The organism is Burkholderia sp. Ax-1720, assembly GCF_011753035.1.
Classification (GTDB): Bacteria; Pseudomonadota; Gammaproteobacteria; order Burkholderiales; family Burkholderiaceae; genus Burkholderia; species Burkholderia gladioli.
The window spans coordinates 15,068-36,903 of the sequence record NZ_VWWK01000001.1 but is presented as its reverse complement, the minus strand read 5'-3'; the positions used below and the strand labels follow the sequence as shown (position 1 = coordinate 36,903).

22 protein-coding genes are annotated in these 21,836 nt (G+C 68.5%); 9 read left to right on the top strand and 13 right to left on the bottom strand.

Features of this window, described 5'->3' with window-relative positions; genetic code table 11:
- Nucleotides 1-10 precede the first annotated feature (10 nt).
- The 5 genes from pcaD to F3J18_RS00165 all read right to left on the bottom strand — a co-directional run bounded on the left by pcaD (nucleotide 11) and on the right by F3J18_RS00165 (nucleotide 5,085).
- Nucleotides 11-796 (bottom strand): 3-oxoadipate enol-lactonase, encoded by a 786-nt coding sequence (gene pcaD, locus F3J18_RS00185; RefSeq protein ID WP_025100780.1) that lies wholly within the window; start codon nucleotides 794-796, stop codon nucleotides 11-13.
- 12 nt (nucleotides 797-808) lie between these two features.
- A complete protein-coding gene (locus F3J18_RS00180; protein ID WP_166910602.1) occupies nucleotides 809-2,167 on the bottom strand; it encodes a 3-carboxy-cis,cis-muconate cycloisomerase in 1,359 nt (452 codons plus the stop codon).
- A gap of 167 nt (nucleotides 2,168-2,334) precedes the next feature.
- The gene (locus tag F3J18_RS00175; RefSeq protein WP_166910600.1) at nucleotides 2,335-2,991 is read right to left on the bottom strand and encodes a 3-oxoacid CoA-transferase subunit B; all 657 of its coding nucleotides are present in this window, start codon (nucleotides 2,989-2,991) and stop codon (nucleotides 2,335-2,337) included.
- 17 nt (nucleotides 2,992-3,008) lie between these two features.
- A complete protein-coding gene (locus F3J18_RS00170; protein ID WP_025100778.1) occupies nucleotides 3,009-3,710 on the bottom strand; it encodes a 3-oxoacid CoA-transferase subunit A in 702 nt (233 codons plus the stop codon).
- A gap of 145 nt (nucleotides 3,711-3,855) precedes the next feature.
- Nucleotides 3,856-5,085, bottom strand: coding sequence for a 4-hydroxybenzoate 3-monooxygenase (locus F3J18_RS00165; RefSeq protein ID WP_025100777.1), 1,230 nt, complete (start codon nucleotides 5,083-5,085; stop codon nucleotides 3,856-3,858).
- A gap of 115 nt (nucleotides 5,086-5,200) precedes the next feature.
- Between F3J18_RS00165 and F3J18_RS00160 the strand changes: the two genes are divergently transcribed.
- From F3J18_RS00160 to F3J18_RS00150, 3 genes are all read left to right on the top strand, one after another.
- Entirely contained in the window at nucleotides 5,201-6,124 is a 924-nt protein-coding gene (locus tag F3J18_RS00160; RefSeq protein WP_166910598.1) for a LysR family transcriptional regulator, read from the top strand.
- Between the two features lie 118 nt (nucleotides 6,125-6,242).
- Entirely contained in the window at nucleotides 6,243-6,905 is a 663-nt protein-coding gene (folE, locus tag F3J18_RS00155) for a GTP cyclohydrolase I FolE (RefSeq protein WP_025100775.1), read from the top strand.
- The gene (locus F3J18_RS00150) at nucleotides 6,905-7,708 is read left to right on the top strand and encodes an SDR family NAD(P)-dependent oxidoreductase (protein ID WP_166910596.1); all 804 of its coding nucleotides are present in this window, start codon (nucleotides 6,905-6,907) and stop codon (nucleotides 7,706-7,708) included. The genes folE and F3J18_RS00150 overlap by 1 nt, the downstream gene beginning before the upstream one ends.
- A gap of 180 nt (nucleotides 7,709-7,888) precedes the next feature.
- Here the strand turns inward: F3J18_RS00150 and epsC are convergent, their stop codons facing one another.
- Together epsC and F3J18_RS00140 are read right to left on the bottom strand one after the other, a co-directional pair.
- A complete protein-coding gene (gene epsC, locus F3J18_RS00145; protein ID WP_025100773.1) occupies nucleotides 7,889-8,839 on the bottom strand; it encodes a serine O-acetyltransferase EpsC in 951 nt (316 codons plus the stop codon).
- Nucleotides 8,840-9,060: 221 nt separating this feature from the next.
- The gene (locus tag F3J18_RS00140) at nucleotides 9,061-9,297 is read right to left on the bottom strand and encodes a hypothetical protein (protein WP_013688929.1); all 237 of its coding nucleotides are present in this window, start codon (nucleotides 9,295-9,297) and stop codon (nucleotides 9,061-9,063) included.
- Nucleotides 9,298-9,774: 477 nt separating this feature from the next.
- Between F3J18_RS00140 and F3J18_RS00135 the strand changes: the two genes are divergently transcribed.
- Together F3J18_RS00135 and fnr are read left to right on the top strand one after the other, a co-directional pair.
- Nucleotides 9,775-10,266 carry a universal stress protein gene (locus tag F3J18_RS00135; RefSeq protein ID WP_025100772.1) on the top strand — a complete coding sequence of 164 codons (492 nt, stop codon included), beginning with the start codon at nucleotides 9,775-9,777 and terminating at the stop codon, nucleotides 10,264-10,266.
- 114 nt (nucleotides 10,267-10,380) lie between these two features.
- Nucleotides 10,381-11,127, top strand: coding sequence for a fumarate/nitrate reduction transcriptional regulator Fnr (gene fnr, locus F3J18_RS00130; protein ID WP_013688927.1), 747 nt, complete (start codon nucleotides 10,381-10,383; stop codon nucleotides 11,125-11,127).
- A 91-nt stretch (nucleotides 11,128-11,218) separates the two neighbouring features.
- Here the strand turns inward: fnr and F3J18_RS00125 are convergent, their stop codons facing one another.
- Nucleotides 11,219-12,109 (bottom strand): LysR family transcriptional regulator ArgP, encoded by an 891-nt coding sequence (locus F3J18_RS00125; RefSeq protein ID WP_046581094.1) that lies wholly within the window; start codon nucleotides 12,107-12,109, stop codon nucleotides 11,219-11,221.
- A gap of 102 nt (nucleotides 12,110-12,211) precedes the next feature.
- Between F3J18_RS00125 and F3J18_RS00120 the strand changes: the two genes are divergently transcribed.
- The gene (locus tag F3J18_RS00120) at nucleotides 12,212-12,829 is read left to right on the top strand and encodes a LysE/ArgO family amino acid transporter (RefSeq protein ID WP_098182367.1); all 618 of its coding nucleotides are present in this window, start codon (nucleotides 12,212-12,214) and stop codon (nucleotides 12,827-12,829) included.
- 89 nt (nucleotides 12,830-12,918) lie between these two features.
- Here F3J18_RS00120 and F3J18_RS00115 read toward each other — a convergent pair whose 3' ends face one another.
- Entirely contained in the window at nucleotides 12,919-13,623 is a 705-nt protein-coding gene (locus F3J18_RS00115) for an SDR family oxidoreductase (RefSeq protein WP_036054995.1), read from the bottom strand.
- Nucleotides 13,624-13,856: 233 nt separating this feature from the next.
- On the bottom strand, nucleotides 13,857-15,086 hold the full coding sequence (locus F3J18_RS00110; protein ID WP_166910593.1) for an NADH:flavin oxidoreductase/NADH oxidase family protein: 1,230 nt from the start codon (nucleotides 15,084-15,086) through the stop codon (nucleotides 13,857-13,859).
- 75 nt (nucleotides 15,087-15,161) lie between these two features.
- Between F3J18_RS00110 and F3J18_RS00105 the strand changes: the two genes are divergently transcribed.
- A complete protein-coding gene (locus F3J18_RS00105) occupies nucleotides 15,162-15,629 on the top strand; it encodes a MerR family transcriptional regulator (protein WP_036028209.1) in 468 nt (155 codons plus the stop codon).
- A 21-nt stretch (nucleotides 15,630-15,650) separates the two neighbouring features.
- On the opposite strand, the gene F3J18_RS00100 is transcribed toward F3J18_RS00105, so the two are convergent.
- Entirely contained in the window at nucleotides 15,651-16,061 is a 411-nt protein-coding gene (locus F3J18_RS00100) for a hypothetical protein (RefSeq protein ID WP_166910591.1), read from the bottom strand.
- Here F3J18_RS00100 and F3J18_RS00095 point away from each other — a divergent pair.
- A complete protein-coding gene (locus F3J18_RS00095; protein WP_036028211.1) occupies nucleotides 16,011-16,901 on the top strand; it encodes a LysR family transcriptional regulator in 891 nt (296 codons plus the stop codon). The genes F3J18_RS00100 and F3J18_RS00095 overlap by 51 nt on opposite strands.
- A 60-nt stretch (nucleotides 16,902-16,961) precedes the next feature.
- On the opposite strand, the gene F3J18_RS00090 is transcribed toward F3J18_RS00095, so the two are convergent.
- Nucleotides 16,962-18,221: an alginate lyase family protein gene (locus F3J18_RS00090; RefSeq protein ID WP_166910589.1), complete on the bottom strand. Its 1,260-nt coding sequence runs from the start codon at nucleotides 18,219-18,221 to the stop codon at nucleotides 16,962-16,964.
- Nucleotides 18,222-18,422: 201 nt separating this feature from the next.
- On the bottom strand, nucleotides 18,423-20,243 hold the full coding sequence (locus tag F3J18_RS00085) for a transporter (RefSeq protein WP_166910587.1): 1,821 nt from the start codon (nucleotides 20,241-20,243) through the stop codon (nucleotides 18,423-18,425).
- A 378-nt stretch (nucleotides 20,244-20,621) separates the two neighbouring features.
- Between F3J18_RS00085 and F3J18_RS00080 the strand changes: the two genes are divergently transcribed.
- A complete protein-coding gene (locus F3J18_RS00080) occupies nucleotides 20,622-21,803 on the top strand; it encodes a glycoside hydrolase family 88 protein (RefSeq protein WP_166910585.1) in 1,182 nt (393 codons plus the stop codon).
- Nucleotides 21,804-21,836: the final 33 nt, after the last annotated feature.

The window sequence follows — 21,836 nt, the reverse complement described above, 5'->3', positions numbered from 1 at the left end:
TGCGGCTCCGTCAGGCGGTCAGGAATTCGATCAGCGCGCGGTTGAAACCTTCGGCGCATTCGATGTTGGAGATATGCGCGGCGTCGAACTCGACGTGCTTCGCGCCCGGAATCGCGGCAGCCAGCTCGCGGCCCAGCGCGGGCGGCGTCGACATGTCGTGCGCGCCCGTCACCACCAGCACCGGCAGCGCGATGCCCTTCACTTCCTCGCGCAGGTCGGCTGCGTTCAGCGCGTCGCAGTTGGCGGCATAACCCTGCTTGTCGTTATGCACGAAGGTGTCGCGCACCACGTCGACCAAACGCGGTTCGGCCGCGAAGAATTCCTTCTTGAACCAGCGCTGCAGCACCGCGTCGACCAGCGCGCGCATACCTTCGTCGCGCGCCTTCGCCGCGCGCGGCTCCCATACCTCGGGCGAGCCGATCTTGGCCGCCGTGTTGGCCAGCACCGCGCGCCCGATACGCCGCGGATGACGCGCGGCCAATGCGGCGCCGGTCAGGCCGCCCATCGAGATGCCGCAGAAATGGGCGCGCTCGATCCCCAGGTGGTCGAGCAGGCCGATCACGTCGCCGGCGAGCTGGTCGATCGTGTAGGCGCCGGCCGGCGCTTCCGAGTGGCCGTGGCCGCGCGTGTCGTAGCGCAGCAGGTTGAAATGCGCGCCCAGCGCATCGACTTGCGCGGCCCACATCGACAGGTCCGCGCCGAGCGAATTCGAAAACACCAGCCACGGTGCCTCGGCGTTCGCGGCACGATCGATTCGGTAATGCAGCTTCACGCCGTTGACAGAAGCAAAAGGCATCACTAGTTCTCCTTAATTGCCGCTCGCGTGACGCGCGAGCACGGCATCGACGAAGGCACCGGCCTCGCCGACGTAATGAGCGGGATCGAGCAGCCGCGCCAGCGCCTCGGGCGCGAGCTGCGCGGAGACGACGGGATCGGCGGCCAGCACGTCATGCAGGGTTCGGTTCGAGCGTACCGCTTCCTTCGAGGCCTGCTCGACCAGGTGATGCGCGTCGAGCCGGCCGATCCGGTCGCCGAGCGCGAGCATCACGGCCTCGCCGAGCACCAGGCCGCGCGTGGCGTCGAGATTGGCGGCCAGCCGCGCGGTATCGACCTGCAGGCCGCCGACGATCTGCGCCACCTGGGCCAGCGCGCCGCCGGCCAGGCGCGCCAGCTCGGGCAGCGCCTCCCATTCGGCCTGCCAGCCGCCGAGCGCGCGTTCGTGCTCCTGCACCATCCCCGCGAATACCGTGGCGAGCAGGCCCGGCGCGCGCACGGCGGCGCTCAGCACGGCCGCGCAGCCGACCGGGTTGCGCTTGTGCGGCATGGTCGAGGAACCACCCTTGCCGGCCGCGGCCGGCTCGGCCAGTTCGCCGATCTCGGTCTGCATCTGCAGCGAGATATCGCGCGCGATCTTGCCGAGCGTGCCGATCACCATCGCGAGAAACGAAGCGGTTTCGGCGATGCGATCGCGCTGCGTGTGCCAGGGCACCTCGGGCAGCGTCAATTGCAAATCCTCGGCCAGCGAGGCGGCCACCTTCGGCGCGGCCTCGCGCAGGCTGGCCAGGGTGCCGGCCGCGCCGCCGAACTGCAGCACCAGCACCTCGCCGCGCAGCGCGGCGAGCCGCCGGCGATGGCGGCCCAGGGTATCGAGCCATTGCGCGAACTTCAGGCCGAGCGTGATCGGCAGTGCCTGCTGCAGCCAGGTGCGGCCGATCATCGGCGTGTCGCGATGCGCGCGGGCCAGCGCGGCCAGCGAGCTGCACACGGCATCGAGCAGCGGCTCGATCGCATCGAAGCTGTCGCGCAACTGCAGCACCAGGCCGCTGTCGATGATGTCCTGGCTGGTGGCGCCCCAGTGGACGAACTTGGCCGCCTCGGCATCGTCGTCCTTGACGCGCGCGGTCAACTGCTTGACGAGTGGGATCGCGAGATTGCCGCCGAGCGCCGCGTCGCGCGCCAGCGCCTCGGCGTCGAGCTGCTCGGCACGGCAGGCCGCCACGATCGGCGCCACCGCCGCGGCGGGAATCACGCCGTGGGCGGCCAGCGCGCGCGTCAGCGCGGCCTCGACGTCGAGCATCCGCTGCAGGGTGGCGGCGGGCGACCAGATGCGCGCCAGCGTGGCATCGCCGCCGATCAGGGAGGTCAGTCGGGCACTGTCTTCGAACATGGAATGGTCAGCAGGTCGGGAAGGGCCGGGAGCGCCTATTGTCCACCGAAGCGCGCCGCCTTGCGCGCACGGCGAATGGCCCCGCGCGACGCGGCAAGCGGCGTGTCGCGCGGGGCCATCGGCAGGCAGGCGCCTGGAAGAACGGGAATGCTTGAAAACAGCGGCGCTTACGCGGCCGCGCGTTCGGTGGCGTCGACGAGCGGCACGCCCGTCAGCGCCTGCAGTTCGTCGAACGACAGGTCGGTGAAGATCTCGCGCACGGCGAGGCCTTCGGCCGTCACGTCGAGCACGGCGAGATCGGTATAGATGCGCGTCACGCAGCCGATCCCGGTGACGGGATACGAGCATTCGGCCACCACCTTGCTCTCGCCCTGCTTGGTCAGGTGCTCCATCATCACGAACACCTGCTTGGCGCCGATCGCCAGGTCCATCGCGCCGCCCACGGCGGGGATCGCGTCGGGCGCGCCGGTGTGCCAGTTGGCCAGGTCGCCCCTGGCCGACACCTGGAAGGCGCCGAGCACGCAGTAGTCGAGATGGCCGCCGCGCATCATCGCGAAGGAATCGGCGTGGTGGAAGAACGCGCCGCCGGTCAGCAGCGTGACGTGCTGCTTGCCGGCGTTGATCAGTTCGTCGTCCTCATGGCCGGCCTCGGGCGCCGGGCCCATGCCGAGCACGCCGTTCTCGCTGTGCAGGAAGATTTCCTTGTCGGCGCCGAGGTGGTTGGCCACCAGGGTCGGCACGCCGATGCCGAGGTTCACGTAGGCGCCTTCGGGGATGTCCTGGGCGACGCGTTGCGCCATCTCATCGCGGGTCAGTCGTTTCATGGTGGTGTCCTCCGGGTTCAGGCGGCTTGCGCGCCGAGTTCGGCCGCATGCACGGCTTGCGGCACTTCGACGACGCGTTGCACGAAGATGCCCGGCGTCACGATGTGTTCGGGATCGAGCCCGCCCAGGTCGACCACCTGCGAGACCTGCACGATGGTGGTCTTCGCCGCGCTGGCCATCACCGGCCCGAAGTTGCGCGCCGTCTTGCGATACACCAGGTTGCCCCAGCGATCGCCCTTGAAGGCCTTGATCAGCGCGAAATCGGCGTGGATCGGCGTCTCGAGCACATACTGCTTGCCGTCGATCTCGCGCGTCTCCTTGCCCTCGGCCAGCCGCGTGCCGTAGCCGGTGCGCGTGAAGAAACCGCCGATGCCGGCGCCCGCCGCGCGGATCCGCTCGGCCAGGTTGCCTTGCGGCACCAGCTCCAGCTCGATCTCGCCGGCGCGGTAGAGCGCGTCGAACACCTGCGAATCGGCCTGGCGCGGGAACGAGCAGATGATCTTGCGCACCCGCCCGGCCTTCAGCAGCGCCGCCAGGCCCGTCTCGCCGTTGCCGGCATTGTTGTTGACGATCGTCAGATCGCGCGCGCCGTGCGCGATGAGCGCGTCGATCAGCTCGGACGGCATGCCGGCCGTGCCGAAGCCGCCGATCATCACCGTCGCGCCGTCGTGGATGTCGGCCACCGCCGACTGCAGGGAATCGAAAATCTTGTTGACCATGGCTCTTCCTGAGGGAATCCGCGTCGCGCCACGCGAGCGTCGGACAGCGCGCCGGACTTCCTCCGAAGGCACGCCGCACCGGGCCGTCCTTGGCCCGATTTGTTCGTATTTCGAACTCAGATTCGATTAGCGAACGATGCGGCGATCATAGAATCTCGCTCGCGGCCTTGTCAAGGCGGGGTGATGCGGAGGCGGCCGCGTCGTCGAAGGGCAGGCCGACGTAGTTCTCGGCCAGCGCGCGCGCCGCCGCGGGCGAGCGCGTCACGTACTTCAGCTCGGCCAGCTTGAGGCGATCGACGAAGGGCGTGTCCTCGGGCGAGGCGTGCAGCATGTTGGTCATGAAGTAGGAGAAGTGCTCGGCGCGCCAGACGCGTTCCAGGCAGGTCGACGAATAGGCGTCGAGCGGTGCGGCGTCGCCGCGATAGTGGGCGGCCAGCGCCCGCGACAGCGTCCGCACGTCGGCCACCGCCAGGTTCATGCCCTTGGCGCCGGTCGGCGGCACGATGTGGGCGGCGTCGCCGGCCAGCAGCAGCCGGCCGTGGCGCATGGTCTCGCACACAAAGCTGCGCATCGGCGTGACGCTCTTCTGCGTGATCGCGCCTTCGGTCGGCGTCCAGCCCGTGCCGTTCGAGAAGCGCGTGTGCAGTTCGTCCCAGATCCGCGCGTCGGACCATTGCGCGAGATCCTCGTCGGGGCGGCATTGCAGGTAGAGCCGCGTGACGCTGGGCGAGCGCATCGAGAACAGCGCGAAACCGCGCTCGTGATGGGCATAAACGAGCTCGTCGAGCGAAGGCGCCGCGTCGGCCAGGATGCCGAGCCAGGCGAAGGGATAGACGCGCTCGTAGCAGCGCTGCAGCGCCTCGGGAATGGTCTGCCGCGCGATGCCGTGGAAGCCGTCGCAGCCGGCGATGAAGTCGCAATCGATGCGCTCGGCCACGCCGTCCTGGCGCCGGAAGGTGACGGCCGGCCGTTCGCCGGTCACCTCGTGCAGCGCCACCTCGCTCACCTCGAAATGCATCGCGTGACCCTGCTCGATGCCGGCGGCGATCAGGTCGCGCACCACCTCGTGCTGGCTATAGACGGTGATCGCGCGGCCGCCCGTCAGCGCCGACAGGTCGATGCGGTGCCGCTCGCCCGAGAACAGCAGCTCGATGCCGTGATGCACCAGCCCCTGGCTGCGCATGCGCTCGCCGAGCCCGGCTTGGTTGAGCGTGTCGACGGTGCCCTGCTCCAGCACGCCGGCGCGGATCCGGTTCTCGCAATACTCGCGCGAGCGCGCCTCGACCAGCACCGCGTCGATGCCCTGCAGGCGAAGAAGATGGGAAAGCAGCAGCCCGGCGGGACCGGCGCCGACAATCGCGACCTGGGTACGCATTGTTCGTCTCCTGAACATTGATTCGATTAGTGAAACGGATGTTCGGGCTTCGCCGACTATGCGGCAATGCCATTTTGGAGATATGTTCCATATCGAATTCCGATAGTGGTGAGGCATGTCCGAACTCGACCTGAACCTGATTCCCTACCTGGTGGCGCTCGACGAGACGCGCAACGTGAGCCGCGCCGGCGACCTGCTCGGCGTCAGCCAGCCGCGCGTGAGCGCGGCGCTGGGCCGGCTGCGCGAGCATTTCGGCGATCCCTTGTTCGTGCGCACCTCGCGCGGCATGGAGCCGACGCCGCGTGCGCTGGCCCTGGTGCCGGCCGCGCGCGACGCGCTCGCGCAGATCCGCCGCGGGCTGGTCGCGCCGCACGATTTCGATCCGGCGACCGATACCAGCACCTTCTCGATCGCGTTGTCCGACGTCGGCGAGATCGTGTTCCTGCCCAGGCTGCTGCAGGAGCTGGCGCGGCGCGCGCCGCGCGCGAACCTGCGCTCGGTGTCGCTGCCGCATGCGGAGATCGAGCGCGGGCTGGAGGCGGGCGGCGTCGACCTGGCGGTCGGCTATTTCCCCGACCTGGGCGGCAGCAACTTCTTCCAGCAGCGTCTGTTCACGCATCGCTTCATCTGCCTGATGCGACGCGGCCATCCGCTGGCCGGCAAACCGCTCACGCTGGAGCAGTTCCTCGCCTGCGGCCACGCCGTGGTGCGCGCCGAGGGGCGCAGCCAGGAGATCCTCGAGCAGCACCTGGCGAAGGCGCGGCTGCAGCGGCGCGCGGTGCTGGAGACGCCGCACTTCATGAGCCTGCCCTTCATCCTGGGCCGCACCGATCTGATCGCCACCGTGCCGCACGCGATCGGTTATGCCTACGCGGCCGAGCACGCCTCGATCACCCTGGTCGAGCCGCCCTTGCCGCTGCCGCGCTTCGACCTGCGCCAGCACTGGCATCGCAAGTACCACAACGATCCGCGCACGGCCTGGCTGCGCGGCATGGTGGCCGACCTGTTCAACGACGCGCTGGACGAATGGCCGAAATGAACCTCACCCCGGACGCCGTCGAATAACCCTATCCGGGACAAGGCGCGGCATCTGCGTCAAAACCATGAAACAATGCCCGGTCAGCCGCGCCAGGCGGCAACCCTAGGAGCCCGAGAGCATGTCCAAACGCAAGACCGCCGGCAAGGCGGCAGCCGAGACCACGGTCGCCAAGACCGCCCAACCCGCCGAGCGCCCGAGCCGCGCCGAAGCCGAGGACGCCGTGCGCGTCCTGCTGCGCTGGGCCGGCGACGATCCTACCCGCGAGGGCCTGCTCGACACGCCCGCGCGCGTGGCGCGCGCCTACGAGGAATTCTTCAAGGGCTACCAGCTCGAGCCGAAGGACATCCTCGCGCGTACCTTCAGCGAGGTGGAAGGCTACGACGAGATGATCGTGCTGAAGGACATCCGCTTCGAGAGCTATTGCGAGCACCACATGGTGCCGATCATCGGGCGCGCGCACGTGGCCTACCTGCCGAACCACCGCGTGGTCGGCATCTCGAAGCTGGCGCGGCTGGTGGACGCCTTCGCCAAGCGCCTGCAGATCCAGGAAAAGATGACGGTGCAGATCGCCGACACGCTGTTCGAGGTACTGCAGCCCAAGGGCGTGGGCGTGATCCTCGAAGCCGCCCACCAGTGCATCTCCACGCGCGGCATCCACAAGCCCGGCGTCGAGATGGTCACCTCGCGCATGCTCGGCACCTTCCGCACCGATCCGTCCACGCGTCGCGAATTCCTCTCGATCGTGTCGAATCCGTCCTCGGTCAACCTGACGAACACGTGATGCCGCACGACACCGACCTGCGCGAGGCGCCCGTGGTGCTGGTGACGGGCGCCGCGCGTCGCGCGGGCCGCGCCTTCGCCAGGCACTTCGGCGCGCGGGGCTATCGCGTCGCGGTCCACTACGACCGCTCGGCCGAGGCGGCCGCCGAGGCCGTCGGCGAGATCGGCACGGACGGCGGCGAGGCCATCGCGCTGCAGGCCGACCTGGCCGACGCCGCGGCCTGCGATGCGCTGGTCGAGGCGGTCCATGCCCGCTTCGGGCGGCTCGACGTGCTGGTCAACAACGCCTCGGTGTTCTGGCAGGACCACTTCCCCGGCTTCGACCTGGCCGCCTTCGACAGCGCCTGGACCGTCAACTGCCGCGCGCCGATCCTGCTCGCCCGGGCCTTCTACGAGCGCGCCAAGGCCGCCGGCCGGCAGGGCGTGGTAATCAACGTGATCGACCAGAAGATCAAGGAGAACTTCCATCGCGACCACTTCAGCTACACGGTCGCGAAGGCCGCGCTCGGCAACCTGACCCAGATGCTGGCGATGTCGGCCGCGCCGGTGCTGCGCGTGAACGCGGTGTTCCCGGGATTGATGCTGCCCAGCGACGACCAGACCGAGGCCGATTTCGCGCATGCGAGCCGTGCCTCCACGCCGCTGGCGCGCATCGCGGGGCCCGAGGATGTCGCCAACGCGATCCTGCTGCTGACGGGCAGCGCCTACAACGGCGTGGATTTCGTGGTGGATGCGGGACAGAACCTGATTCGCGTCGATCAGGACGTGCTCTACAAGCATCGCTCGCCGGCCCGCGGCAGCTGAGTCGAACCACAGCGTCAGGCGCCTGGTTCGAAGGCGCCTTGCTTCGGAACCCTGATCAAGCGGGTCGATCGTTGCTCGCGGCGCATCACCCTCGATGGCGGCGGCTCCCGAAAAACCTCACCTTCGATACCGTTTGAAACAGGCGCCACGAACGTGGCGCCTGTTTTTCATGCTTCCTGCCTAGGCTTGCGCCTCGCCGTTCTCGCCGGCGCCGCGCTCGCCCTCGCGTACCTTGCCCTGCGCCACGCTGCTGCCCGGCGGCACGCTGTGCGTAAGCCAGACGTTGCCGCCGATCACCGAGCCGCGCCCGATCGTGACGCGCCCGAGGATGGTCGCGCCGGCATAGATCACCACGTCGTCCTCGACGATCGGGTGGCGCGCGTTGCCCTTCACCAGCGTGCCGTCGCCGTCGGCGGGGAAGCTCTTCGCGCCGAGCGTGACGGCCTGGTAGACGCGCACGCGCTCGCCGATGATGGCGGTCTCGCCGATCACCACGCCGGTGCCGTGGTCGATGAAGAAGCTCGGCCCGATGGTCGCGCCGGGGTGGATGTCGATGCCGGTGGCCGAATGCGCGATCTCGTTGATGAAGCGCGCCAGCAGCGGCACGCCGAGCTTGTGCAGCGCATGCGCGAGGCGGTGGTGCATCATCGCCAGCACGCCGGGGTAGCAGAGCAGGATCTCGGTGATGTGCTGCGCGGCGGGGTCGCCCGCGTAGGCGGCCTGGATGTCGCTGACCAGCAGCGCGCGGATCGCCGGCAACTGCTCGCCGAAGGTGCGCGCGATCTCGAACGCGCGTTCGTCGAGCGGGCCCGGCTCCGCATCGGCGTACTCGGGCAGGAACGGCAGCGCGCGACGCACCTGCTCGTGCAGCACGCGCAGGGTGCTCTCCAGCGTGTGGCCGACGTAGAAATCGACGCTCTCGTCGGTCAGGTCGGGCGCGCCGTAATGCGTCGGAAACAGCGAGGCACGCAGGCCGGTCACAATCTTGCAGATCGCATCGCGCGAGGGCAGCTCGCGAATGCCGCGCGGGTGCCGCGTGCGATGCAGCGTTTCGCGCGACTCGCGCAGTTCGGCGACGATCTGTTCAAGACCCCAGCCGCGGGTGAGGGACGAAGCGGACGATTTCGACATGGCGCTGTGGACGGCCGTGCGTAACATGCGTAACGAACGGCCGCGCTGTTTGAAAAAGGTGAATGACAGGGTCGACAAGATTACCGCGTTTCGTCCGCGCCCGCGAAACGCGGGCCGCGCCGGGCGCCGATGCGCTCCGTTGCGGCGGCGAGGCACGCGCGATGGCGCCGGGCCAGGCCCGCGCGACTCGGGATCGGGAAACCAGGGCGCGGGGAGCGCGCCTAGACCGTCATGCTGCTCGCATCGATCCAGCGCACGGCCCAGTCACGCGCATGCGCGATCGCATCGCCTTCGTCGCCGAAATGGAGATCGGATGGAAAAAAACGATTCGCGACCAATTCGCCGTCGCTGGATCGGGAGATGACCACGTAAGGCTGGAACGAACCGTCGCTGGCACGCGCCGGAGCGCAATTCAACAGATAGCCGCGATGCGTGAATGCCGTCGTCGTCGAGTGCATGAGTGCGCCCACCTTAAGTCCCTTGCGTTCTTCTTCACTGCCGTCCGTTAAGGGTGCCGCGGTGCCCGTTGCGGGCAGGAGCCGCGCGGCCGGCACGTGCCGCCGCGCCGTCTCGAAAGGGAATCATACTCTGTCGTCCCGGTGCCTTCTAGTTGAAATAAAACCCGTCGACACTGGATGATCGCGCGCGCGCCGCGCCTCGGGCATCGCGCCGTCTGAAGGCGGGGTTTTCACCGATCGGCGCGCGCCGCCGCGTTCACAATCCACCCACATCGTGGAATCTCCACGCCGGCCTCGATGCGCCGTGCGATGTCTCTCGATGCGCCGCATCATGCGACACGAACCGCGCAGTTCCCGGAATCGCCTTTGATCCACGGCACTGCAAGCCGGGGCCCGTTCGTATACGCTCCCATCCAGCAAGGCACACACGCCGCCCGGCCTCGGCCGGTCCCTCATTCAACGCACCACGGAGCCACCATGTACCAGCGCATCTTCGTTGCAGTCGACGGCAGTGAAACCTCGCGTCACGCATTCGACTCCGCCCTCGCGCTCGCGCGCTCCGAACGCGCCACGCTGCGCGCGTTCTACGCGGTCGAGAACGCGACCCTCTACTACAACGTGCCCGGCTACGATCCCTCGGTGCTGCGCGCGCAACTGATCGAGCAGGGCGGCGACCTGACCCGCGAATTCGCGCAGCGCATGCAGGAGGCCGGCGTGAAGGGCGACGTGCTGACCGGCGAGGCCACCACGCTGGCCGACGTCTCCTCGCTGATCCTCGAGGCCGCCAAGGAGTACCAGGCCGACCTGCTGGTGCTGGGCACGCACGGGCGCCGCGGCTTCAAGCGCCTGGTGCTCGGCAGCATCGCCGAGCAATGCCTGCGGCAGGCCTCGCTGCCGGTGCTGCTGATCCCCTCGGCCGCCTCGCATCCGCCGGCGGCCGCCGCCGAACCAGACAATTCGGAAACCTGATTGCCTTGCCGTAACGCAACCGCGACGCAGCTCGCGTCGCGGCGTTTTGCCGCTCAGCTCATGGAAAACCCGGTGGGACAATGACCCCGTTGTGATTCCTTGTGCGAGCACCACATGCTGACCCCCACCCCGCTGTCCCCCGTCCGCTCCCGTCCCTCCCCCTCCTGGTCCCCTCATCAGGCCGCGCACTGCTCGACCTGCTCGATGCGCCATCTCTGCGTGCCGCAAGGCCTGAGCAACGATGCCGTCGAACGGCTCGAGACGGTCATCTGCCTGGCACGCCCGGTCCGTCGCGGCGATGCGCTGTTCCGCGAGGGCGACGGCTTCGACAGTCTCTACGCGGTGCGCTCGGGCGCGCTGAAGTCGGTCGCCACGCGTCACGACGGCCGCGAGCAGGTGGCCGGCCTCCATCTCGCCGGCGAGCCGCTCGGCCTCGACGGCATCGCCGACAACCAGCACCCGCGCACCGCCGTCGCGCTCGAGGACAGCACCGTCTGCGTGATCCCCTATGCCCCGCTGCGCTCGCTCTGCTCCGAAACCAGCACGCTGCAGGCGCGCGTGCTCAAGCTGATGAGCGAGCAACTGGTGCGCGAAACCACCCAATCGATCCTGCTCGGCTCCCTGAACGCCGACGAACGCGTGGCCGCGTTCCTGCTCGACGTGTCGCGGCGCTACCTCGCGCGCGGTTATTCGTCCACCGAGTTCAACCTGCGCATGACGCGCGAGGAAATCGGCAGCTACCTCGGCATCACGCTCGAAACCGTCAGCCGCACGCTGTCGAAGTTCCAGCGCAACGGCCTGCTGTCGATGCAGGGCCGCATCGTGCATATCCTCGATTTCGAAGGCCTGCAGGCGATCTGATCGCGCCTTGCCTCGCGCAGCGCTCCCGCTTCCCGCCACGAATGCAAATGGCGCCCATTGGGCGCCATTTTTTCGTGCCGACCCGCCCGGCTCAATCGAGCCAGCGCGCCGCCTGCGTCTTCAGCGCGCGACTGAACTCGTCGAGCCAGTCGATCGAGAGCCGCCAGCTCTGCCAGTAGAGCTCGATATCGATGCTGCGCCCTTCCGAGAGGTCGATCATCTCGCCGGCCGCCACCTGCCGCTCGATCATCCGGTCCGGGCACATGCCCCAGCCGAGCCCCGTCTCGCAGGCGCGCAGGTAACCGGCCACGTGCGGAATCCAGTGCTTGGGCGGATCGAGATCGGTGCGCACGGCGCGCCGGATGAAACGCATCTGCAGGCTGTCCTTGGGGCTGAACATCACGCAGGGCGCGCGACGCAGGGCCTCGCGCGTGAGCCCGTCGGAAAAATAGCGTGCGTGGAAATCGGGCGAGCACACCGCGTGATAGCGGATCCGGCCCAGGCGCGTGGAGCGGCAGCCCTGGATCGGCTCGGCCTGCGCCGTGATCGCGCCCTGCACGCTGCCGTCGCGAATCCGCTCGGCCGTGTAGTCCTGGTCGTCGATCACGAGGTCGAGCAAGGTGTTGCTCTCGGCGCAGAACGGCCCGACCGCGTCGATGAACCAGGTGGCGACGCTGTCGTCGTTGACGGCCACGCGCAAGGTCGGCCAGGCACCGACGCTGCCCGGCAGGTGCGGCACGCGCCCGGAAAGCTCGGCCTCCAGCAACTGCACGCGCTCGGTATGCCGGCACAGCAGCGCGCCCGAGGTGGTCGCCACGCAGGGCTGCCCGCGCTTGACCAGCACGCTGCCGACGCGCTCCTCCAGCAGCTTGACGCGCTGCGAGACGGCCGAGGGCGAGACGTTCAGGTCCTTGGCCGCGCGTTCGAAGGATCCGTGCCGGATCACCGCGGCCAGCGCCTCCAGCAGGGCGTAGTCGAGCATTCAGTTTTCCTTCATCGGCATTAGGGAAATTAGCTTCGCTTATCCGAAGCCTGCCCGCAGACTAGCGGCAATTTCTGAACGAGTCTACTGCCCCTCCTTGCCATGAACTGGATTGCCTTCACCCACGGCGCCGCGCTCTGCGCCTCGCTGATCATCACCATCGGCGCGCAGAACGCCTTCCTGCTGCGCCAGGGCATCATGCGCTCGCACGTCGGCAAGATCGTGCTGCTGTGCGCCGCCTCCGACATGCTGCTGATCGCGGCCGGCGTCGGCGGCGCCTCGGTCCTGGTCGAGCGCTACCCGACCTTCATCCACGTCGTGCTCTATCTCGGCCTCGCCTACCTGGCCTGGTTCGGCCTGAGCGCGCTGCGCCGCGCGCTGAAGCCGGGCCACGCGACGCTCGACGTGAGCGGCAGCGCCGCGCCGCCCGTGCAGGGCGCCTGGCCGGTGGTGCTCTCCACGCTCGCGCTGACCTGGCTCAACCCGCATGTCTATCTCGACACCTTCCTGCTGATCGGCACGGCCGGCGCCCGCGAGCCGGACGGCACGCGCGCCGCCTTCGCGATCGGCGCGATGCTGGTCAGCGTGCTGTGGTTCGTCGGCGTGGGCTATGGCGCGCGCCTGCTCGCGCCCTGGTTCAGGAAGGCGCTCGCCTGGCGCCTGCTCGACGGCGCGGTGGGCAGCATGATCCTGTGCCTGGCGGCCGTGCAGTTGCGCTGAAGCGGGCCCCGGATGCGAGATCGCCGGCCTGCGCGATACGCAAGGCCGGCGATGTCTTCATCGGGCGATCGCACCCGGCTCGAGCCGATTCACAGCGCGCGGACGATCCCGCCGTCCACCCGCAGGTTCTGGCCCGTGATGTAGCCGGCGCCGTCCGACAGCAGGAAGGCCACCGTCTTCGCGATCTCCTCGGTCTTGCCGAAGCGCCCCGCCGGGATCCGCGCGACGATCTCGGGCGTTTCCGGCCAACTGTCGATGAAGCCCGGCAGCACCGAATTGATGCGGATCCCCGCGCTCGCGTAACGATCGGCATAGAGCTTGGTGAAGGCGCTGAGCGCGGCGCGCAGCGCCGAGGACACCGGCATGGCCTGCTCGGGCGCGTCGGCCGCGAAGCTCGAGATGTTGACCACCGCGCCGCCGCCCTGCTTCTCGAACACCGGCGTCACGCGACGCAGCACGCGCGCCACGTTCAGCACGACCAGGTCGAGGCCGAGATGCCATTGCTCGTCGCCGATCGCGAGCAGATCGCCCTTGGGCGGATGGCCGGTGTTGTTGACGACCGCGTCGATGCGGCCGTACCTGGCGAGCGTCTCGTCGACGAAGCGCCCGATATCGGCATCCTCGGTGACCGAACCGGCGATGCCGAAGCCGCCCAGTTCGGCGGCCAGCTCGACGGCGCTGCCCGAAGGCGACATCAGCGCGACGCGATAACCGCCGGCGGCCAGCTCGCGCGCGATCGCGGCGCCCATGCCCTTGCCGGCGGCGGTGACGAGTGCAACTTTTTCTGCAGACATGTTTTCTCCTGGGTTGAGAATGGGCGGCCCAGGCTCCGGCCGTCCCGTGCATGCCGCACTGTAGGACGCGCAAACGCCGGTGTCGAACCATCAATTCTGCTTCGAGTCAGTAGAATTTCTACTGTCTCTGCAAATCCCGCGAGGATCGGCCGTTCCGCCAGGAATTGAAGCCCGATGCGGTATGTCGCGATCGCATCGGGCGCCCTTCCATCACCAGTTTTTCTACAGGATATTCAGCGCGCCGCGCCGGTCCAGCGCCGATACTGCCGCGTCTGGCAGGCATTGGCCAGGCGTTGCCGGAGCAGCGCGCCGACCGGCCAGACGTCCGGCCGGGTGCGACGGCCGCGGCTCAGCCTCACCAGCTGGTACTTGACCATCGCCATGTTGGCCATCGCGCCGAGCATCTTGTTCTTCAGCGTGACCGGCCGCAGCACCGGCACGATCTCCTCGCCGGCGCGCCAGCGCCGCGGCAGCGCCGGATCGATCGACATGGCGGTGGCGATGCCGGCCATCGCCACGCCGCTGGCCAGCACCTGCTCGACCACCGCGCGGCGCCGGATCCCGCCCGTCACCATCAGCGGCACGCGCGAGACGGCGGCGATGTCCTCGGCGAACTCCAGGAAATAGGCCTCGCGCGCCAGCGTGCGGCCGTCGCGCGCCTGGCCCTGCATGGCCGGCGCCTCGTAGCTGCCGCCCGACAGCTCGATCAGGTCGACCGCGAGTTCGTTGAGCATCGCCACCACCTGTTTCGCGTCCTCGGGGTCGAAGCCGCCGCGCTGGAAATCCGCCGAATTCAGCTTCACCGACACGGCGAAACCGGGGCTCACCACCGCGCGCACGGCGCGCACCACGTCCAGCAGCAGCCGCGCGCGGTTCTCGATCGAGCCGCCCCAGCGATCGCCGCGCCGATTCGACAGCGGCGAGAGGAACTGGCTCAGCAGGTAACCATGCGCGGCGTGGATCTGCACGCCCGTGAAGCCGGCCGCCTCGGCCAGTTGCGCGGTGCGCGCGAAGCGCCGCGTGACCTCGTCGATGCGCGCCTCGTCCATCGCCTCGGGCACCGGGAAGCGGTTCGAGAAGGCGCCCATGTCGAGCGGCACGGCAGAGGGCGCGATGGTCGGCTGGCCGAGCTCGGCCGGCATCTGGCGCCCCGGGTGGTTGATCTGCATCCACACCTGGGCGCCGCCCGCGCGCGATGCCTCGGCCCAGCGCCGGAAGCGCTCGAGATGCGCATCGTCCTCGAGCACCACGCCGCCCGGCCCCGTCATCGCGCGGCGGTCGATCATCACGTTGCCGGTCAGGATCAGCCCGGCGCCGCCCTCGGCCCAGGCGCGATACAGGCGCAGCAGCGCCTCCGAAGGGGCATGATCGGCATCGGCCAGGTTTTCCTCCATCGCCGCCTTCGCGAGGCGGTTCGGCACGGTCGCGCCGTTCGGCAGTGTCAGCGAATTGAAAAGTGTCATGAGCGGCTCCCCGCATTGAATGCCGCTCACGATAAGTTTAAAGTTCGCTTGAATGTCAAGCCCCGGGAGGCAGCGATGAAGATCGGCGAACTGGCGAAACGCAGCGGCCTCGCGCCGTCGCGGATCCGTTTCTACGAGGCCAGCGGGCTGCTGCGCGCCGCGCAGCGCCAGGCCAACGGCTATCGCGAGTACGCGCCCGAGGCGCAACTGGTGCTGGCTCTCATCGTGCGCGCGCAGGAAGCCGGCTTCTCGCTCGACGAGATCCGCAGCATGCTGCCCGACGACCTGGCCGACTGGCGACACGCCGACCTGGTGCCCAAGCTGCGCGCCAAGGTGGCCGATATCGAGGCCATGGAGCAGCGGCTCGCCGCCAGCAAGGCGCGGCTGCTCGAGGTGATCCGGCAGGTCGAGGGCAAGCCCGACGAGATGGCCTGCCGCGACAATGCCAAACGCATGCTCGACGAACTGGTCGCCGCGCCGCCGGCGGCATCATCGCCCGCCCCCTCTCCCTTGCCGCCCGAGCACGCCGACACGGCGAGCTGAGCCCGGGCCGGTTTCACGCCTTCACAATCCACGCCGCGGCCAGTTGCGAAACGAGACGATCGCCAGGCTGAGCGCGATCGAGCCCGTCGCCGCCCGCGGCGCCGCTTCGCCGAGCGGTTCGACGAATCTCGCCCGCGCGCGCTTGCCGACCGTCGATTCGGTCGGCGCGCGCTGATTCCCGAGTTCCGCGCCGGTGGTCTCGTCGCGGCCGGGCTGTGGCTCGCGCGGCTCCGCCGCGGCCCCCGCATGGGTTCCGGTCGGGCATGAATCGAAATGTCGGGCGCACATGGCAAATCCTTCGAGGCAGCAGGAGCCCGTATTGAACGCGGCGGCGATCGATCCGTAAAATGAATGTTTTGAGCGATTTGATAACCACGCAGAATGGAACTGAAACTGCTGCGCGCCTTCCTGACCGTCACCGAGCTGCGCCATTTCGGTCGCGCGGCCGATGCGCTGCACATGAGCCAGCCCGCGCTGAGCAAGCAGATCGGCGCGCTGGAGGCGAGCCTGGGCGGCCGGCTGTTCGAGCGCGGCCGGCACGGCGCCGAGCTGACGCCGTTCGGCGACGCCTTCCTGCTCGATGCGCAGGCGCTGGTGCGCGATGCCGACGAGATCCTGGCCCGCGCGCGCGAATCGAGCAGCGGCCGGCGCGGCCATCTGCGGATCGGCATCTGCCTGTCGGTGCTGACCCTGGTGCCGCCGCTGATCGCCGAGTTCCGGCGCCAGCACCCTTCCGTCTCGGTCACGCTGAGCGATCTCTCCTCGGGCGAACAGACGCGGCGCCTGCTGGCCGGCAAGCTCGAAGCCGGCTTCATGCGCATGCCGGCGCAGGCCGTGGAGGGCCTGTCCTCGTTCAAGGTGATGGAGGAAAACCTCGCGCTGGCGCTGCCGCCGCAACTGCCGCCGATCACCCCGGCCCAGTTGCCGGCCAGGCTGGCCACGCTCAACGAGATCGGCTTCATCGCGCTGCAGCGCTCGCGCGGCGCCGGCCTGGCCGCGCAGGTCGAGCGCTGGTGCCGCGCGCGCGAGTTCGTGCCGAACGTCAGCCAGCAGGCCGAGGATGTGCAGTCGGTGCTGGCCTCGGTGGCGGCCGGCGCCGGCGTCGCCTTCATTCCCTCGCGCGCGCGGCACCTGCTGCGCGACGCGGCCGTGCTCGAGCTGCGCGATCGCGATGCGCGCTGGCGCGTCGGCCTGGCCTGGCCCGACACGCGCCAGGACCCGGTGATGGAGCGCTTCGTGTCCTTCGTGCGCGCGGCGCTGCGCAAGGCCTGAACCGCCGGGACCTCACACCTCGCCGCGCGCCGTCGACACCGATGCACTTGCGCCCGGCGCTCACTCCACCGGTGTCGACGGGCTGTCGCCGTGCGTCAGCACCTCCCACTGCACGTTGTGGCCATCGTTCGCCTCGGCGGCCGGAATGATGTCGTCGAGCAGGTGCGCCTTGGTGGCCGGCAGGGACATGCCCTTGCGGATCGCATAGGCGTTGTAGGCCCGCACCATGGTGCCCTTCAACACCGGCACGAACTGGTTCGCATGCCCCGAGACGTCGGTGCAAAGCGCGCCGAGGTAGGCATTCGGCACCGGCTGGTAGGCCGTCTGCGAGGTGTTGCGAGTGCCGTGCAGCAGCTTCGAGAGGAATTCGAGCGAGGTGGTGAGGCGGTCCGCGAACACGGCATAGAGGTCGGTGCCCTGGATATAGGCGGTCTCGGCCGCGTTGAAGGTGGCGGCCATGCCGAGCCCGACGTGCTGCGTATCGCGGCAGGTTTCCTGCGTGACGCCGCTGACCTGCGCGTTGAACACGGTCTGGCCGTTCCAGCCGCCCGGGCCGCCGGAGAACTTGACCGGCGCGCCGCCGTCCTTCGCGGCGTTGTAGTAATAGGCCGACATCCACTGGCGGAAGGTGCCGGTGGCGGTATTGAACAGCGATTGGTCGTCGTTGTAGACGGCGATGCCGATCATCCCGTCGATCATGCTGAGCTTCCAGTTGCCGTTGCCGCCATTGCCGTTGCTGCCGGTGATGTAGGGCAGGTGCTGGGTGCTCAGCATGGTGCCGAAGGCCTTGGCGTCGCTGGCCGACCAGCCGCTGTAGGTGTAGCGGATGATCTCGGCGGCGGCCGGCCAGACCTCGGCGGCCCAGGCCGATTGCAGCGGCGCGTTGGCGCCGCGATGGCCGCCCTTCAGGTTGCGCGCGTAGAAGTTCATGATCGAGACGGCGTTCTTCGCGTAGGTGCTGTCGCCCGTCAGGTACCACATCAGCGCCTGCGTGTAGGCCGCCGTCATGTCGCCCTGCTCGGCCTTGCAGCCGTGATCGTTCGAGGACACCGCATCGCACGAGATATAGCCGCCGTCGAGCGTGCCGGCAATCTTGTAGGTCTTCGAGGCCCAGCTACTGCCCTTCATCTGGTTGAAGGCATTGACGAACAGCTTGTTGTTCGCGGCGATCTGCCCTTTCACGTAGTCGAGACGCGCCTGCGTGACGAGGATGCCGGGGTGCTTGAAACCCGCCGCCTGCGCGTTGCCGCCGGCCGCGCCGAGCGCCAGCACCGCCAGCGCGCCGCCTGCCATCATCGAGACCTGGAATCTTCGCTTCATGTCATCTCCTGGGTTGCTATCGATATGGATTGCCGATCGACCGGCTTGCGGCTGCCGTGACGATCGAAGTCGCCTTTCGAGCTTGCCCCTTGCATCGGCGGGTGGGCACGACCCGCTCGCGCGACGGCCCTCGCCGCGCGTTTCACGCATCGCGGTGCCTACATCCGGCAGGCGCCGCGACACTCGATTCGGATGATGGGTTCAGGCGCTGGAGCGCGTCGCGCGCAGCCTGCCGTCGTCGTGCGTGCCGTCGTGGGTCGGCAGGGCCGCGTCCGGCAGCACCTTCGTCGCCCGCGCGCTGCGCACCAGCAGCGCGCCGATGGTGCCGACCGCCAGCGCGCAGCCGAGAAACACCAGCCGCCCCCAGGCGGGATTCGGAATCGCCACCATCGCCAGCAGGCCCGCCGTCATCACGAGCGTGATGCGGCCGAGCTTGAGTCGCTGCAGGCGATCGAACTCGCCCTGCAGGCCGTCGCTGTGAACGGGCGTCGCGTAATCGCGCCAGAACTTCGCCAGCACGCCGGCGCGGGCCGCGTCCGGCTGGCGATGGAACAGTCGCGTGGCGACGAAGAAACCGCCCGTCAGCACGCAATGGCAGAGCACGGCCCACATGGTGTCGAACTCGGAAGTCTCGCGCGCGCTGAAGCCCCAGCCGAACCAGCGGCTCAGCTCGTGGCCCGAGATCACCGCGCTGCACAGGCAGGACACGCCCAGCCCGACCACCACCGTGGCCCAGCCGGCCCAATCCGGCACGCGCCGGATCAGCAGGCCGAGGAACAGCGGCACCACGATCGGCAAGGTCGCCAGGGTGCCCACCCGCATCATCAGCGTGAACAGGCTCAAGCCCTTCAGGTGGGAGAAGCCCAGCGCGATCACGATGATCACCAGCCCGTTGAGCACGTTCATGCCCTTGCCGGCCAGCACCGATTCGCGCTCGGACAAGGCGCGAGCGCCGCGGATCACCGGCTGGTAGAAGCTGCGCACGAAGATCCCGGCGTTGTGGTTCAGCGCCGCGTCCATCGAGGCCATGGTGGCCGAGAACATGCCCGCCATCAGCAGGCCGACCGTGCCCAGCGGCATCGCGCGCTCGACGAACACCAGGAACACCGCGTCGCCCGACTTGGACCCCAGGTCGTGCGCATGCGCGACGGCCGCATCGGGGTAGAGGATCGCCGCGGCCCAGGGCGGCACCATCCAGATCAGCGCGCCCGCCGTCATCAGCACCAGCGCGAACAGCGCGGCCCGGGTCGCGTTGCGCGAATCCTTGGCGTTCAGGAATCGATAGGCATCCTTCATGTTGTTGATGGCCAGCATCTGCTTGACGCACAGGAACAGGAAGGAGCCCACCAGCAGGCTGCCGTGGCTGTAGTCGGGCCCGGTGAGGAAATCGACCGGAAAGCGCGCGACGATCTCGCCCGGCCCGCCCAGCTTGACCAGCGCGACGATCGCGCAGGCCACCGACATCACCGCCACCACGATCGACTGCACGAAATCGGAGGCGACCACGCCCCAGGCGCCGCCGAGGAAGGACAGCGCCAGCACCGACAAGCCGGTGAGCCAGAGCGTGGTGCTCAGGTGGAAGCCCGTGACAGCCGAGAAGAACACCGCCAGCGCGTTGAGCGAGACGGCGCCCTGCAGGATCGACAGCGGAATCACCGACCAGGTGAAGAACTGTTCGTTGCCGCGCCCGAAGCGCTGGCGGATCGCCTGGGTGGGCGCGTCGCAACGCAGTTGGCAGAAGCGCCTGCCGAGCCAGAAGGTGGCGACCAGGTAGCCGACGCAGTTGCCGATATAGACGTAGCAGGCCGGCAAGCCGTTGCGGAAGGCCTCGCCGGCGGCGCCGGTGAAGGTCCAGGCCGAGAACTGGATCATGAAGGCGGAGCTGCCGACCATCCACCACAGCATGCGGCCGCCGCCGCGAAAATAATCGCTGGCCGACTGGCTGGCCATCTTCCTGAACGCGGCGCCGATCGCGAACATCAGCAGGAAATAGCCGGCCACCACGGCGATATTGACGTCCATCTGTCTCGTCCTTCTCGTTTTTCTCGTCCTTCTCGTTCTTGATATGGATGCCGAAACGTCTGCCGCGCCAACGCCCGAACGACTTCCCTTATCGATACGACGACGCGCTGCGCGAGGATTCCCGGACTTGCCGCCCGGGCCGGCATGAAGGCAATCTAGCACGCATCCGGAACGATGGTCCGAATCGAAATGCACTGAGCCGCCTATCGTTTACCCCTGAAAATCCAAGTCGTATCGATAAAGCACCCTCATTTTCACCAGTCGTCTTTTCGGCCCCGATTTCTTCTTTATTTAGTTCGAAACGATGTTCCGGAAATTTGATCGATGTGATTCAATACCGGCTGCAATGAAAATGAAAACCTGGCCACCGGAGGAGAGATGAAGCAAGACGGCCCGCCCAGCACCTATTTCGTGGAAGTCGCCGAGGTCCGTTCGATGGACCGGCACCAGGCCGCGCTGCTGCGCTGCGTCGCCAAGCTGAAGGCGACCATGCCGATCGTCGGCCTGCGCAATCCGAAGATCGGCCTGCCGGACCTGAGCTGGGAGTATTGCGACGCGTTCGACTGGGTGATCGGTTTCCAGGCCGGCCAGTTATGGCTGGCCGCCGCGCTGACCGGCGATCCGGCCTTCGTGATCGCGGCGCAGGCGCGCCGCCAGTGGTTTCGCGAGTTGCTCAGGCATCCGCGCGAACTCGATCACGACACCGGCTTCCAGTTCTCGCTGTCCTGCGTGGCCGACTGGAAGATGACCGGCAACGAGGAAGCCCGCGCGCTCGCGCTGAAGGCGGCAAGCCTGCTCGCGCAGCGCCACGAAGCCGGCGGCGGCTACCTGAAGGCATGGAATTCGCGGGCCGGCGATCCGGCCTATTCGCGCTTCGCGGCCGGCCGCATCATCGCCGACACGATGCAGAACCTCGCGCTGCTCTACTGGGCCGATCGCGAGGAAGGGCAGCCCGCCTATCGCGAGATCGCCGATGCGCATGCACTGGCCTCGAGCCGGCACCTGATCCGCGAGGACGGCAGCACCTATCACACCTTCCTGTTCGACGCGGGCGGGGAACCGCTGCGCGGCGAGACGCGCCAGGGATATGCCCACGAATCCTGCTGGGCGCGCGGGCAGGCCTGGTTGATCCACGGCTTCGCGCAAACCTACGCCTACACGCGCAATCCGCAGCATCGGCAGATCGCCGCGCAACTGGCCGCCACGGCCGAGACGCTGCTCGGCGATCGCGCGGTGCCGCCCTGGGATTACCGCTTGCCCGATGGGGAAACGCCCTGGCCAGACAGCTCGGCCGGCGCGATCATGGCGGCCGGTCTCTACCTGCTCGCCGCATCCAGCGAGGAAGCGGACAAGACACGCTGGCGCGCCTTCGCGGATCGCCTGGTGGATGGCCTGCTCGATAGTTGCGACCTGAGCGGCGACGCGGCCGCGCACGGCCTGCTGGCCCACGGCGCGGCACATGTGCCGGCGGGGCGCCACGACAACATGCTGCCTTATGGCGATTACTACTTCATGGAAGCGCTGATGCGCTCGCAAGGGCACGACCGCTTCGCGTGGTAGCAAGAAATCGCGGCGGCGCCGATGGCCATGCCT